This is a genomic window from Chitinophaga oryziterrae (assembly GCF_009758125.1).
Lineage (GTDB): Bacteria > Bacteroidota > Bacteroidia > Chitinophagales > Chitinophagaceae > Chitinophaga > Chitinophaga oryziterrae.
This window is the reverse complement of sequence record NZ_WRXO01000012.1, coordinates 222,103-236,665: the sequence shown is the minus strand read 5'-3', so window position 1 is coordinate 236,665 and position 14,563 is coordinate 222,103. Positions and strand designations below refer to the sequence as shown.

Here is a 14,563-nt window from a genome sequence, read left to right as displayed (position 1 = left end):
GGCAACAACCAGTTTGCCCTCATCCAATACATAATGACTTACCAGTTTGTCGATAAACTTTTTGGTCTCTTCCCTGAATTCGGGTGTTTCTTTTTCCAGTTGTTCTATGGAGTGCTGTAAGCCATGGGTAGGCTGTACATTCTTCCCGTTCAACCATTTGAGCAGTTTCACATCGTGATTCCCTGGCACACATAATGCATTACCGGCATTGACCATGTCCATTACCAGCTTCAGTACCTGTGGCGTTTTAGGGCCACGGTCAACAAGGTCACCTAAGAATACAGGCTTACGTTGTTCCGGATGATGCCATTGTTCATTCTCTTGTTTGTATCCAAGTTCCTGTAACAGGTTTATAAGTTCATCATAACAGCCATGGATATCCCCAATGATATCAAAAGGTCCTTTCTCCTGTTTTTTATTATTATACAGGGGAGTACGCAGGATTTCTTCAATATCGTCTACATCCTGCTGGCTGTTGAGTTCAATGATGGTCCTGAATCCTTCCATCCTCAATTTTCTCAGACTCCTTTTCAATTGTGAAATCTGTTGAGGGATGACATGTTTAGCCATGTCTCTGTCTGTACGGGCCAGGCTACGGTCCGTACATAATTTTTCAGGCATGTTGAAGACGATGGCAACAGGCAGCACATGGTATTGCCTTGCCAGTTTAATCCAGTCCCTGCGGGATTCTTCCTGTACGTTGGTTGCGTCGATGACTGTCAGCAGTCCATTCTTCAGTCTTTTGGCCGTAATGAACCTGGCCAGTTCAAATGCGTCGTCTGAAGCAGCGAGGCTGTTTTCATCATCGCTTACCATTCCCCGGCAGTAATCGGATGAGACTACTTCCGTTGGTTTGAAATACTTACGTGCAAAGCTGGATTTTCCCGAGCTGGAAGCACCTATCAGCATGACGAGTGATAATTCCGGTATATTGATCTGTTGATTATTTCTTGCCATTGATAGTTGCATTACTTGTGAAGATGGCCATCTGAGTCAGCGCACCTGTTTCCGGATCTTCTTCTCCGACGGGTTTGTAAGTGACGGAATAAGCATATTGTTCTGCCACCTGGTTACCCCATGCGGCAAATTCGGACCTTGTCCATTCGAAGCGGTGATCGCTGTGTCGCATTTGTCCTGCTTCCATATTGGGGAACTTTATGTTGTATTCCGCATTAGGAGTGGTGATGATAACGATCTTTGGTTTAGCATATTCGAACACTACTTTTTCCAGGGCTGCCAGTCTGGGTGGATCGAGATGTTCTATCACTTCTACCAGCACTGCGGCATCAAATCCTTCCAGTCGTTTATCCCGGTAAGTAAGTGCGCCCTGGATCAGTTGGATACGTTCCAGTTGTGCGGGAGACATCCTGTCGAACTTCAGTTTGGATTTCACTATTTCCAATGAGCGGTAACTCACATCCATCCCAAGAATAAATTCAAACTGCTTCACTGGTAATAAGATCTTCAGCAGTTTCCCTTCTCCGCAACCCAGGTCTGCGATACGTTTTGCATCTGTTTGTAATAACTCCTCCTTTACGGATTGCAGACGCATATCGTGTACCCTGATCTTTTGTTCAGGCGCTTCTTCTGGTTCAATCACTTCGTCTTTCAATAAAAATTCCAATGCCCGGTTCGCTAATGCTTTCTGGTTTTTGAGATAACGGTATGTGATAACCTCACTGGCAGGGTGTGATGGCAGCCAGTCTTTCCCTTTTTCCAGCAGTTTCTCTACTTCCTGATTACCTACCCAGTAGTGTTTATCATTATCGCAAACGGGGATCAGTATGTACAGATGAGATAACAGTTGTTGTAATGTAAGCGTATTGCGCAGCTTTACAGTGAAATAACGGCTATCTCCCCATGAAGGAAAAGTAGTATCCAGTGGATGTCTTTCTGCTTCGATCGTATAACCCAGCGGTTCAAACAGCTCCTGTAACAGTTTTTCTCCACCGCGCACAGGAAGGACGGCAATCGTTACTTCGAAAGGCATGGCAACATGCACCAGTTCCGGTTTGTCCTTGCACTTCCCATTCATGGCAGAAGAGTAGGCTTTTGAGATAGCAGCGCTCATGAAAGAGCTGGCTACGTACGGTCGGTCGTTTACATATTGTTCCAGTGCAAAGTCATTACCTGAAGAACCGTTTTTGCGTACCAGCCCGACAGGGTCGATATCCAACAGTAAAGCAGCCGTACATCTCTCTTCACTCACTTCTGTATAAAAAACATGTGCTATACCACCTGACAATTCCGCATGCTGTACTTTGGCGGGATGTTTATGCAGCAGATAACTAAGGTCTGAAGCGGGGTTGTGGGTAGTTGTAATTGTCAATAACATAAGGGTGTGAAATTAATAAAATATCGTGAGTATCTTTGTGCTACTATAGATGGCTACTCCTGAGAACATTCTTTTCAATGCCCTCAAACATCATCGGGGATTCATTTGCCGGCAACTGCAAACGGCAAATGTTACTTCATTGCAGTCCCTCGGTAACTCCCAGATGGATATCTATTTTGGCTCTCTTGATCTGGATGCTTTATTCAAAGAAGTCATTACATTAATACCCACAGATGATGAAGCATCCTATCTGGCCTGGTTGAACGGCGGGTATAAAGAAATCACTTTGTCCGATACCTCACGTTGGGTGCTATTACATGGCACAGAACCCGGGAAATACATTCATTTGCATCCGGCACGTTATTCCCCGCATAGCCTGCGGGTGAAGGCTACTATACTTAAAACAGCGATGGCTATAATAATAGCCAATGCAGAGCCGGACCTGGATACGGTGAATCATATACGCCGTTCAATATCGCTTTCTCCGGTGAAAAGCCTGGAACAGTGTGAGCATTTGTGGGAAGTGCTGGAGATGTTACATGTTTAAAGTGCCCAATTACAGACACTTTGTCCGATATCGACCACTTTTTTATATTGAAAATCGTGTAATTAATTAATTTTCATTGCTTTAAGGTTGGCCTGTCTCTTGTAAATATCCGGGCATGGATAAAGAGATTACACAGGAAGTAACATCACGAAAAAGAAGGAAAGCCATCCTTGTAACGGTTGTTGGCATAGTGCTGTTTCTGGGCGCTATATGGCTTGTAAGGAGCTTCTTTAAATCAAGTATCAGGAAAGCGGAAATTACAACGGCTACCGTTGAAGTAGGAGATATTGAGAATACGATCAATGCCTCCGGAGAGGTGATACCAGAGTTTGAAGAGATCGTTACCAGCCCGATTAATGCATCTATTAAAGATGCTGCTATAGATGCCGGTAATAAAGTAAATGCGGGACAATCTATACTCACACTTGATAAATCAGCGACACAAACTGCTTTTGAGAAACAAAAGTTTCAACTGGAAAGTAAATGTAATGAGATCAGCAAACTAAAGCTGGACCTTGATAAGAGCTTTTACGATATACAGTCGAATAATGATATTAAGCAGCTGAAGATCGGTAGTCTGACAGATGCGGTAGAAAATGCAAAACGATTGTATAAAGCAGGTGGTGGTACAAGAGAAAGTATTGAACAGGCAGAATTGAACCTGAAAGTAGCGCAACTGGAGAAGAAACAACTGGAGAATGAGATAAAGAGCAAACAGCAAACCATGCGCATAGAGATACAGGAAGCTGTAATTGCCGCTGCGATACAACAAAATGATCTCGATGAACTGCAACGGAAATTAAATCTGGCTAATGTAGTTGCGACCCGGGCAGGCGTAGTGACTTATGTAAATAAAAATATCGGCGCTAATATAAGAGAAGGAGAAATGATCGCCCGTATAGCAGACCTGAACAGCTTTAAAGTAACAGGTAGTATATCGGATAATTATTTAGAGCAATTGCATAATAATATGCCGGCTATTATCCGTATCAATGATACACAACTAAGAGGTCATGTAACGAATGTATACCCTTCTGTACAGAACAGCATTATCACCTTCGATATCCAACTGGAAGAGCGTAATAATAAACAGCTGCGTCCTAATATGAAAGTGGACGTATTTGTAGTGACTGCCACACACAGCAAAGTGATGAGGGTCGCAAACGGTGCTGCATTTAAAGGGACCAGTCCGCAGGATATATTCGTAATGAATAACGGAAAGGCAGAAAGACGCAGCATTCATACAGGATTAAGCAACTTCGATTATATAGAGCTGATAGATGGTTTAAAACCCGGTGATGTAGTGATCACCTCAGATATGAGCGATTACAAAAACTCAAAGGAATTAACCATCACACCATGAGATATCTTCTACTTCTTTTAATGACCAGCAGCGTGCATGCCAGTGATACCGTCCGGTTATCATTGCAACAGGTAGTGGAAATGGCAAGACAGAACTCTATAGCAGCCAAACAGGCTATTGCCACAAAAGAGAACAAATACTGGCAGTGGCGCACGTTCAGATCTAATTACCAGCCGCAACTATCGCTGACGGGCATACTGCCCGGTTACAGTAAAACCTCTACCCAGGTATTACAACCGAACGGTACCATCCTGTTCCAGCCTATACATAATGATAACTCTTCTCTTACACTGGATTTCAGTCAGACCATTACCGCTACAGGTGGTACTATATATGGTACTACTTCATTACAGCGCTTTGATGATTTTGACCGTAATAGTGTATTGTATAATGGCGTACCTTATGCAATAGGGTATAGCCAGCCGTTATTACAGTATAACAGTCTGAAATGGGACAAACGGATAGAACCGCTGAAATATAATGAAAGTAAACAGGCATATATCGAATCTCAGGAACAGATAGCGATTACTGTGGAAGGATACTTTTTTGATCTGTTACTGGCACAGGTGAATTTGCAGGTGGCAGATAATAATCTGGAAAATACAAAGAAGATACTAAACATCGCCAATACTAAATTTGAACTGGGGAAGATATCAAGGAATGAGATCCTGCAATTACAACTGGAATTATTAAACGCCAGAAAAGCAGTAGGAACAGCCAAACGGGATATAGAAATAACTACTTTAACATTGCGAAGTTACACCGGCTTTGAAGATACAGATAAGGTATCTCTTGTTATTCCGGCTGCTGCTACCAATATGGAAGTCTCCGCAGACAGGGTGTTGACTGAGGCTTTCGCGAACAGGTCAGATGCGATTGCTTTTATAAGAAGGATGGCCGAAGCACAACGCGATGTTGCAAAGGCGAAAGGGCAAAGCGGCCTGATTGCCACACTTACTGCTAACCTGGGATACTCGAAAAGCGCTTCTACCATCCCGGATGTTTACCGTTCTCCGCAGGACCAGCAGCTGTTACAATTGCAGTTTTCTATACCTATCCTGGACTGGGGGCGTTCGAAATCCCGTATTAAAACAGCGCAGGCCAATGAACAATTTACGGCTTATGCGGTTGAGCAGGATAAGCAGACCTTTAAACAACAGATCGTGACACAGGTAACCCTGTTCAATATGATGAATGAACAGATCCTTTCCACGGCAGAGGCAGACAGCATCGCCGCTGAGAAATACAAGATAGCCAGGGAAAGGTATGTGCTGGGAGATCTTAGTATCACTGACCTGAGCATCGCCTTCCAGGAAAACGATCAGGCCAAACGGGACTATATTAATGCATTAAGAGATCTATGGGGTGCGTATTACCAACTACGTTATCTCTCTTTATATGACTTTGAAAAAAACAGAAAACTATGATACGTCTGCAAAACATCGAAAAAGTATATCGTACGGATACGATAGAGACCCTGGCATTAAATAGTATTAGTCTGGATGTAGACAAAGGAGAATTCCTCTCTATTATGGGTCCTTCCGGTTGCGGCAAAAGCACCCTGCTGAATATTATGGGATTACTGGATGCTCCTTCTAAGGGGGATGTGAGAATAGGAGATCAGGCAACATTAAATTTATCCGACAAACAACTGGCACATTTCAGGAATAAGAAACTCGGATTTATCTTCCAGAGTTATCATCTTATTAACGATCTCCAGGTGCTGGATAATGTGGAGCTGCCTTTATTATATCGTAATACTACTGCAAAAGAAAGGAAGCAACTAGCCACAGAAGCCTTGGAGAAGGTTGGATTATCTAACAGGATCAAGCATTTTCCTACACAACTTTCCGGTGGACAAAGACAACGTGTAGCCATTGCCCGGGCAATAGTAGGAAGACCGGAAATCATTCTGGCAGATGAGCCTACCGGTAACCTGGACAGTGCGATGGGAAGTGAGATCATGGAAATACTGATACAGTTGAATAAGGTAGATAAAACTACCATCGTGATGGTTACTCACGATGAGAATATGGCAAATAAAACGCATCGTTTAGTAAGACTGTTCGACGGGGCACAGGTGCAGTGATCACTTTTAAATCAATATCATGTTAAAGAATTATTTTAAAATAGCGATTGCTGTACTCAAACGCCGGAAGTTCTTCACCTTTATCAGTCTGTTTGGTATCAGCTTTACATTGACTATACTAATCGTATTAACAGCCTTTATTGATAAGGTAATAGGGGATGATTATCCTGATAGAAAAAGAGATCGTTCTTTATATATCGTAAGAATGGAGGAAGTTGGAAAGAGCGGGCACAGCTCGACTACACCTTCTTTTTCTTTTCTGGATCATTACGCAGGTAGTTTAAAGACGCCTGAAAAAATGACTATATTCTCCAGGTATAATGGTACGAATACCTATGTAAATAATAAAAAAATAGCGATCAACTATAAATATACGGATGCAAATTACTGGGATATACTGGAATACCAGTTCCTGGAAGGAAAACCCTTTACCCAACAACAACTGGACAACCGGGAGAAGGTGGCGGTCATATCCGCCGATATGAAAAAAGAATACTTCGGTAATATTCCTTCTGTAGTAGGGAAATATATTGAAGCGGATAATGTGCAGTACAGGGTTAGTGGTGTGGTGAAAAACTTACCGGTTACTTCTTACATGTTGTACAGTGATATCTATCTGCCTTATACCATTTCAAAATCAGACTATAAAGATAAGTCCTACAGAGGCGATTATATGGCCATCTTGCTGGCCCGTTCAAAAGGAGATCTGTCTAAGATACATAACGAATACGAACAGCTTGTTAGTAAGGTCCCTATGGAAAGTACCGAGTTTGATCAGATCATCAGTCATGCCAGTTCATACGTTGCCAGTTATGTAGATACTGGTAATGAAAAAAAATCGGGGGTTGTTTACGTACTTACTGCTATAGGATCATTTGTTTTTTTGTTTATGTTACTGCCTACGCTGAACCTGGTGAATATTAACATCACCCGTATTATGGAACGTTCTTCAGAGATTGGTGTACGTAAGGCTTTCGGCGCTTCTTCCAGAACATTGGTGTACCAGTTCATAGTTGAAAATATCATTCTCACCTTATTAGGAGGAGTAATAGGAATGATATTATCTCTCCTTGCACTCTATTTTATTAATGAACTTAATTTGATTGCGAACCTGGAGCTTACCATCAACTTTACTGTATTGCTTTGTGGTTTACTGGTGTGTCTGTTCTTCGGATTGTTGTCCGGTGTATATCCTGCGTGGCGCATGTCTAAACTGAATGTGGTAAACGCTTTAAAAGCAAAATAACGAATATTATGTACAGGCATTTATTTAAGCTGATCTGGAATAAAAGGAAGCAGAATTTTTTATTGATGTCGGAAATGCTGGTTTCCTTCCTGGTTCTGTTTGCAGTATTTACACTGTTGGTATATTACTATCAGAACTATAAAAAACCAATGGGATTTGAGTATAAAAATGTATGGTTGGTCAATTACAGCAACGGTGACAAAATTCATAACGGAGATTCGCTAAAACTGTTTTATGAAACGCTGAAGCGGGAGATCCGGGCTATGCCGGAAGTGAAGGATATCAGTTTGTCCAGCAGTAATGTTCCGCTTACCCAATCTATGATACAGAACGGATTTTTCTATAAAGGTAAAGAGACAAATAATGTCAATACCTATCAGGTAGATGATAGCTATGAAAATGTATTGCAAATGAAAATGCTGGAGGGGCGTTGGTTTAATAAAACAGATGCTGTGACCAATACAGTACCTATTGTTATTAATAGCAGTCTTAAAGAAGAGGTATTTGGTAAAGAACAGGTAGTAGGAAAGATCATTGGTGATGATAAAGCTAAGAAGCAGATCATTGGTGTAGTGGCTGATACCAAGTTTAAAGGAGATTATGAGGCATCGGGTATGGCATCTTTTTCCAGAATAGATAGCAGCAGTATCCATTGGATGGGAAAAATGCTGATACGTGTAACTGCTGATGCAGGGCCTGCTTTTGAAGGCCGGTTGTATAAAAAGATAGCGGGTTATATAGAAAATTCGAATGTGGAGATCGAACACCTGATCAATAAACGGAAAAGTATTAATTACTTTGCATTAGTACCCATGATCGTGCTTTCAATTGTAAGCTGTTTCCTGATCATCAATGTAGCATTAGGTTTATTTGGTGTACTTTGGTATAATATCAACAGGCGGAGAGGTGAGATAGGGCTGCGCAGGGCAATAGGAGCTACGGGAAGATCGGTTGCCAGTCAACTGGTGATAGAGACGATGATCCTGGCTACCTTTTCACTGATCATAGGGGCATTTTTTGCGGTACAATTCCCCTTGTTAAATGTATTTGATTTATCTACGGGTGTTTATATGACAGCGCTGGTATTGTCAATAATATTTATTTATCTTTTGGTACTGGTATGTGCTTTTTACCCGGGCAGACAAGCCGCCGCTATTTATCCTGCGGTTGCGTTACATGAAGAATAATATATGATACTGATCATTGATGATGATATTGCGGTAAGGGTTTCGCTACAGTTGCTGTTAAACAGCAATAAATACGACGTAACTGTTGCAGAAGGCCCTGAAATGGCATTGAGGGTAATCAGTCAGGATAAACCTGATCTGATTATCCTCGATCTTAATTTTACGATAGAAACATCGGGAGAAGAAGGATTGTTCCTGTTAAGTAAGATCCGGCAAATCAATCCGACCGTCCCTGTTATTTTAATAACCGGTTGGGGAAGTATTGAACTGGCGGTAAGTGGTATGAAAGCCGGGGCCAATGATTTTATTAATAAGCCCTGGAATAACGAACACCTGCTGCAGTCCGTTAAAACCCTGCTGGATTTACAGGAGTATACATCTGAAAGTCATACGAGGAAAGAGCTGGATAAGATCTATCATTTCCAGCATATCATTGGGGAAGATGCCAGGATGTTAAACATCCTGGACACGATTGGCAGGGTTGCTGCTACGGACGCTTCTGTGCTGATAATGGGAGAGAGTGGTACGGGTAAGGAGCTGATAGCCGAGGCGGTGCATCAGAATAGTGTGCGCCGTAACAAACCATTTATTAAGGTGAATCTTGGAGGGATATCCACTTCATTGTTTGAAAGTGAGATGTTCGGACATGTAAGAGGCGCTTTTACAGATGCCCGCTTTGATCGTACAGGTCGTTTTGAGACTGCCCATAAGGGTACTATATTTTTAGATGAGATAGGCGACCTGGATGCAGGGAGCCAGGTGAAGCTGCTGCGGGTATTGCAGGACAGGACTTATGAAGTACTGGGTAGCAGTCGTACGAAAACCGTGGATGTACGCATTGTCTGTGCTACGAATAAAGATCTTAATGAGATGGTATCCCGTAACAGTTTCCGGGAAGACCTGCTATATCGTATCAACCTGATCACCATTCATCTGCCTGCTTTGCGGGAACGGCCAAAGGATATTTCTTTGCTGGTAAATTTCTTTATCAATAATCTGAAAGAGATTTATAACCGGCCTTCTCTGACGGTATCCCCAACTGCTATGAAATGGTTACAGCAGTTACCTTTACCCGGTAATATCCGTCAGTTGAAGAACCTGGTGGAACGGTCTATACTGGTAAGCAAAAAGGATATCCTGGAGACAGATGATTTCCGTTCACAACTGGAGTTGTCGCCTGCGAAGATGGGTAGTGTGCAGTTCCCTGGTGTGGGTATGATTACGCTGGAGGAAATGGAGATTGAGATGATTAAGCGGGCAATGGATCACCATAAGAATAAGATTGCAAGAGCGGCGGCGTCACTTGGGCTTACACGTAGTGCGTTGTACCGGCGACTGGAGAAATATCAAATACCCTATGATGAAGCTGAGGACTAAATACATATTTTTTGTAGTCACACTGCACCTGGTAACGCTTGTTCTCAGTTATTTTATTTTCAGTGCCAATAAGATCTTTTTTATCATCTCAGAGGTTTTTGTCATTATCTCTATTGTTGTTTCCATACAGCTTTACCGGCAGTTGATCCGCCCGTTAAAACTGTTAATGCAGGGAGTGGATGCTATCCGCGACAGGGATTTTAATGTGAAATTCCTGTTTACGGGTAAGCATGAGATGGATGAGCTGATCAGGGTATATAACCATATGATCGACGAATTGCGGAAGGAACGTACCCGTCAGGAGCAGCAGCATTTCTTCCTGGAAAAGCTGATCCATACTTCACCTACAGGGATCATTATCCTGGATTATAATGGGCATATACAGCAGATCAATCCTAAAGCAAAGCAGTTATTAGCTGTAGATGCAGGGGTACATGATCTGCCACTGAGTAATGCCTTATCTCAATATATATATCTTTTAAAATCCGGAGAGACGATTACAGTGAAGCCGGATGGAGTGAATACTTATAAACTGCAAAAATCACACTTTATAGATAGAGGTTTCCCGCGTCACTTTATTATGATAGAGGAGCTGACAGCGGAGATCCTGGCGGCGGAGAAGCATGTGTATGGGAAGGTCATCAGGATGATGGCGCATGAGGTGAATAATACGATTGGCCCGGTAAACTCTATTATACAATCTACATTGCAGGCAGTGCCACTGTCTATACCATTGAAAGATGCATTGCAGGTGGCGCTGGACCGTAATCAGAACCTCAACCTGTTTATGCGGAATTTTGCGGACCTGGTGAAATTACCGCAGGTAAATAAGAAACAGGTAGACCTGCATAAGCTCGTGAAGGATGTATGTATATTGATGAAGATGAAATCGGAAGAGCATGAAGTTGAGTTGATCATCGCTATCCCCGAGAAACCGTTTTATATTTCTGCGGATGAGCAGCAGCTGGAGCAGGCACTGATCAACATAGTAAAGAATGCGATAGAAGCAGTGGAAGAGAAAGGTCGTGTGACATTTACACTCAATGGCCGTCAGCTTATTATTACGGATACTGGCAAAGGCATCACTACTCCTCAGCAGGAGTTATTGTTTACGCCTTTTTTCAGTACTAAAAAAGACGGACAGGGCATTGGGTTAATGCTGGTACGTGAGATATTAGTGAATCATGGATTTGAGTTTTCGTTGAAAACAGTCGCGGAAAGGCAAACGGAGTTTGTCATTAATTTTGGTTGATTAACTTCTTCAGTCTGTGTATAAGAAACCTGTAGAATACGTTTTTGCTTTCCCTTTTATTAGTACCCTGTCTCCTCTATTTATGCAGAACAATGTACCAACGCGGTCTGACAACTGCAATGCCAGCATTTCTGTTTTACCTAGTTGTTCACTCCAGTAAGGTATCAGTGAGCAGTGTGCGGAACCAGTTACAGGATCTTCCAGGATGGATGCCTGGGGCGTGAAGAAGCGGGATACAAAGTCGCAGTTGTCGCCTTTGGCGGTGATGATCACGCCACCGGGATCGAGGTTGATCTGGTCGAGTATCTGCCGGTTGATGGTAATATTCCTGATGTCGGATTCCTGTTCATAGACTAATACGAAATCCCTGGATTTTAAAACGGCTATTGGTTGTTTGCTGAGAGCATTCTTTATGATTTCAGGCAATAGGGCATTGGTTGGTTTCCGGGAGGGGAAATCTAATGTGTAAAGGTCATTATCGACGGTGACGGTGAGGTCTCCGCTTAATGTATGGAAGATAATAGTGTCTGAAGTATAGCCGAGAATACTTGTAAGGACATGGGCGGTAGCCAGGGTAGCATGCCCGCATAGGTCCATTTCTATTTCGGGCGTGAACCATCTGAGATGGATCTTATCACCGTTATCTACGAAAAAGGCAGTTTCTGCTACTGCATTTTCCCCGGCGATTTTAAGCAGGAGGTCATCTGGTAACCATTGTTCAAGAGGCACCACACAGGCGGGATTTCCGCCAAAGATTTTGTCGGTGAATGCATCTACCTGGTAAAGCGCTAGTTTCATTTGGATATTATTTACAAAAAGGAACAGATCAGGTGTTTTTTTCCAGTACACTTCCTTTCAGGTATGTTTTCTTTACGAAAGAAGCTGTTTCGGTGAAGCCGGCATCTAACCAAAGATCTTTACACTGTGGATTTGCATATAGTATTTTTAATGGACGCTTTTTCCTGGACAGGCTTTCAGATACCCTTAGTATAAATTCACTCATTATAGCTGCATCAAAGGGATTGAAGAGAAAGATAACACCTACGGTGTCGGGGATTTCATACATGCGGGCATCTGCACACGTGATTGTAACAGGGAGGTCTTTACAGACACCGGTGGCCTGATCGCATAAGCGCTGAGAGAAATCAATGCCAATGATATCCTTAAATCCGTAAGCGGTCGCCATTACCAATACACGGCCCCTGCCACATCCCACATCCAGAAAGGTAGTATCTGTGGTTTTCAGCTGATCCAGCAGCCATCCCGCTGTATAATAATTTACAGGTTCGTAAGTGCTTACATGCAGACGGTCTTCTTTGGATACAATATCCGACAGGCTATCAAGTCCGATTGTACTGATGCCATATCGTTTCTCTCCCCTGATTTCATGTATTATTATGAAAATAGCCAGGTCGATTCCCCAATGCCATGAAACGTATAAGAAATAGCGTAAATACTTCATGTGAATGTCAAAAATAATGCATATATCTATATTATATTACTTCAGATACTTATAGAATTAATCTATTAGGATTTTTTTATTAAGGAAAATCATTCATTTTTGTTGAAAATCAAGAAAAGCCTTAGTCAAATCATCGAAATTGTCGTATATTTTATTGAGCCAACCAAAGCCATATCCATCCCAATGCTGTTATAGTAAATAAAATTATTAAGAAGGAACCTGATATTGTAACTGACAGTAGAACATAGACAGCGCGTATGGCAAATAAACCGTAATAAATTATAAGTATTGCAATGAATGAACAAATTCTAATTGTAGAAGATGAATTGATTGTCGCAAGTGATCTTCGTTTAACACTTGAACGTGCTGGTTACCGTATTTGTGGTATCGCCCGTTCTGTGTACAGAGCCCAGGAGATCCTTAAAACAGTGAGACCGGATATTGTGTTACTTGATATTTATCTGAAAGGCGATCTTACGGGAATAGACCTGGCAGCAGAGCTGAACCAGCAGAAGATACCGTTTATTTACCTTTCGGCAAATTGCAATAGCCAGGTACTGGACGCTGCCAAGCTGACCCAGCCTTATGGTTTCCTGGTAAAGCCTTTCAGGGAGAAAGACCTGCTTGTGACCCTGGACATTGCCCGTTACCGTCATGAGCATCATCAGGAGCTGAAATCAAATAGTACTATAGTCGTTACAAGACCCACATCTGTACAGCCAATGATCCCTCACTTTCAGGGAATTATCGGGAACAGCCAGGTGATGCAGCATATCTTTCACCTGGTAAGGCAGGTAGCTCCAATGGATACATCTGTGTTGATATTGGGAGAAACCGGTACGGGTAAGGAAGGTATAGCGAATGCCATTCACCAGTTATCAGAGAGGAAGACGAAAGCATTTGTAAAAGTGAATTGTGCTGCATTGCCGGCCCAGTTAATAGAATCAGAATTGTTCGGGCACGAGAAAGGAGCTTTTACAGGGGCTGTAGATAAAAGGATAGGGAAGTTTGAACAGGCAGACGGTGGTACTATCTTCCTGGATGAGATAGGGGAGATGCCTGTGGATTTGCAGGTGAAGTTATTGCGGGTATTACAGGAAAGAGAGATTGAACGGATTGGAGGAAAGGGGCCTGTAAAGGTGAATGTCCGGGTTATTGCAGCTACCAGCCGGAACCTGGAAAAGGAAATTGCCAATGGTAATTTCCGGCTTGATCTTTATTACAGGTTGCATGTTTTCCCTATACAGATGCCACCACTGAGGGACCGTAAAGAAGATATCCCTTTGCTGGTATCTCACTTTATACAGATGTATGCAGCCAGGACCAGTAAAACGATCACTGACATATCTCCGGCTATCATGCACGACATCACTGCTTATCACTGGCCTGGAAATGTACGGGAACTGCAACACCTGATAGAAAGAAGTATACTGCTGGCAAAAGATGGTGTGATAAGAAAGATAGATTTACCTTCTGTAATGGAGCTTGTTTCAGAAAATGCGTTATCAGGGCAGATTAAAACAATTACTGAATTGGAACGCGATCATATACTTTCTGTTTTAAAGATGTGTAATAATAAGATTGCGGGACCAGGTGGTGCCGCAGAGTTACTCAATTTGCCCCCAACTACATTAGCTTCTAAAATGAAAAAGTTGGGTATCACAAGAAAACATTCAGTCTGATCTTCTTATATTGCATTATTATT

13 protein-coding genes are annotated in these 14,563 nt (G+C 42.4%); 9 read left to right on the top strand and 4 right to left on the bottom strand.

The window, feature by feature from the left end; translation table 11 throughout:
• On the bottom strand, positions 1–957 hold a 957-nt coding region (locus GO495_RS29590; RefSeq protein WP_157303563.1), incomplete at its 3' end, for an AAA family ATPase.
• Positions 944–2,335, bottom strand: a complete 1,392-nt coding sequence (locus GO495_RS29585) for a 3' terminal RNA ribose 2'-O-methyltransferase Hen1 (RefSeq protein ID WP_157303562.1) — start codon at positions 2,333–2,335, stop codon at positions 944–946. The genes GO495_RS29585 and GO495_RS29590, both read right to left, overlap by 14 nt.
• Positions 2,336–2,384: 49 nt before the next feature.
• On the opposite strand from GO495_RS29585, the gene GO495_RS29580 reads away from it, so the two are divergent.
• The 8 genes from GO495_RS29580 to GO495_RS29545 all read left to right on the top strand — a co-directional run bounded on the left by GO495_RS29580 (position 2,385) and on the right by GO495_RS29545 (position 11,396).
• Entirely contained in the window at positions 2,385–2,882 is a 498-nt protein-coding gene (locus GO495_RS29580; protein WP_157303561.1) for a hypothetical protein, read from the top strand.
• Between the two features lie 115 nt (positions 2,883–2,997).
• Positions 2,998–4,245: an efflux RND transporter periplasmic adaptor subunit gene (locus GO495_RS29575; RefSeq protein WP_157303560.1), complete on the top strand. Its 1,248-nt coding sequence runs from the start codon at positions 2,998–3,000 to the stop codon at positions 4,243–4,245.
• A complete protein-coding gene (locus tag GO495_RS29570) occupies positions 4,242–5,672 on the top strand; it encodes a TolC family protein (RefSeq protein ID WP_157303559.1) in 1,431 nt (476 codons plus the stop codon). The genes GO495_RS29575 and GO495_RS29570 overlap by 4 nt, the downstream gene beginning before the upstream one ends.
• Positions 5,669–6,334, top strand: a complete 666-nt coding sequence (locus GO495_RS29565) for an ABC transporter ATP-binding protein (protein WP_157303558.1) — start codon at positions 5,669–5,671, stop codon at positions 6,332–6,334. Before GO495_RS29570 ends, GO495_RS29565 begins: the two co-directional genes overlap by 4 nt.
• A 19-nt stretch (positions 6,335–6,353) precedes the next feature.
• Positions 6,354–7,580, top strand: coding sequence for an ABC transporter permease (locus GO495_RS29560; RefSeq protein WP_157303557.1), 1,227 nt, complete (start codon positions 6,354–6,356; stop codon positions 7,578–7,580).
• Positions 7,581–7,588: 8 nt separating this feature from the next.
• Complete coding sequence (locus GO495_RS29555; RefSeq protein WP_157303556.1) at positions 7,589–8,767, top strand: ABC transporter permease; 1,179 nt, start codon at positions 7,589–7,591, stop codon at positions 8,765–8,767.
• A gap of 3 nt (positions 8,768–8,770) precedes the next feature.
• The gene (locus GO495_RS29550; protein ID WP_157303555.1) at positions 8,771–10,144 is read left to right on the top strand and encodes a sigma-54-dependent transcriptional regulator; all 1,374 of its coding nucleotides are present in this window, start codon (positions 8,771–8,773) and stop codon (positions 10,142–10,144) included.
• On the top strand, positions 10,125–11,396 hold the full coding sequence (locus GO495_RS29545; protein WP_240915372.1) for a sensor histidine kinase: 1,272 nt from the start codon (positions 10,125–10,127) through the stop codon (positions 11,394–11,396). The genes GO495_RS29550 and GO495_RS29545 overlap by 20 nt, the downstream gene beginning before the upstream one ends.
• A gap of 9 nt (positions 11,397–11,405) precedes the next feature.
• Here the strand turns inward: GO495_RS29545 and GO495_RS29540 are convergent, their stop codons facing one another.
• Positions 11,406–12,194, bottom strand: coding sequence for a PhzF family phenazine biosynthesis protein (locus GO495_RS29540; protein WP_157303554.1), 789 nt, complete (start codon positions 12,192–12,194; stop codon positions 11,406–11,408).
• Positions 12,195–12,222: 28 nt separating this feature from the next.
• Entirely contained in the window at positions 12,223–12,858 is a 636-nt protein-coding gene (locus GO495_RS29535; RefSeq protein ID WP_157303553.1) for a class I SAM-dependent methyltransferase, read from the bottom strand.
• A gap of 293 nt (positions 12,859–13,151) precedes the next feature.
• On the opposite strand from GO495_RS29535, the gene GO495_RS29530 reads away from it, so the two are divergent.
• Positions 13,152–14,540, top strand: a complete 1,389-nt coding sequence (locus tag GO495_RS29530) for a sigma-54-dependent transcriptional regulator (protein ID WP_157303552.1) — start codon at positions 13,152–13,154, stop codon at positions 14,538–14,540.
• Positions 14,541–14,563 lie beyond the last annotated feature (23 nt).

Coding starts and splice junctions, on each gene's coding strand:
- GO495_RS29565 (WP_157303558.1), top strand. CDS start 5,669: ATGATACGTCTGCAAAACATCGAAAAAGTATATCGTACGGATACGATA.
- GO495_RS29535 (WP_157303553.1), bottom strand. CDS start 12,858: ATGAAGTATTTACGCTATTTCTTATACGTTTCATGGCATTGGGGAATC.
- GO495_RS29580 (WP_157303561.1), top strand. CDS start 2,385: ATGGCTACTCCTGAGAACATTCTTTTCAATGCCCTCAAACATCATCGG.
- GO495_RS29530 (WP_157303552.1), top strand. CDS start 13,152: ATGAATGAACAAATTCTAATTGTAGAAGATGAATTGATTGTCGCAAGT.
- GO495_RS29585 (WP_157303562.1), bottom strand. CDS start 2,335: ATGTTATTGACAATTACAACTACCCACAACCCCGCTTCAGACCTTAGT.
- GO495_RS29555 (WP_157303556.1), top strand. CDS start 7,589: ATGTACAGGCATTTATTTAAGCTGATCTGGAATAAAAGGAAGCAGAAT.
- GO495_RS29575 (WP_157303560.1), top strand. CDS start 2,998: ATGGATAAAGAGATTACACAGGAAGTAACATCACGAAAAAGAAGGAAA.
- GO495_RS29545 (WP_240915372.1), top strand. CDS start 10,125: ATGATGAAGCTGAGGACTAAATACATATTTTTTGTAGTCACACTGCAC.
- GO495_RS29570 (WP_157303559.1), top strand. CDS start 4,242: ATGAGATATCTTCTACTTCTTTTAATGACCAGCAGCGTGCATGCCAGT.
- GO495_RS29550 (WP_157303555.1), top strand. CDS start 8,771: ATGATACTGATCATTGATGATGATATTGCGGTAAGGGTTTCGCTACAG.
- GO495_RS29560 (WP_157303557.1), top strand. CDS start 6,354: ATGTTAAAGAATTATTTTAAAATAGCGATTGCTGTACTCAAACGCCGG.
- GO495_RS29540 (WP_157303554.1), bottom strand. CDS start 12,194: ATGAAACTAGCGCTTTACCAGGTAGATGCATTCACCGACAAAATCTTT.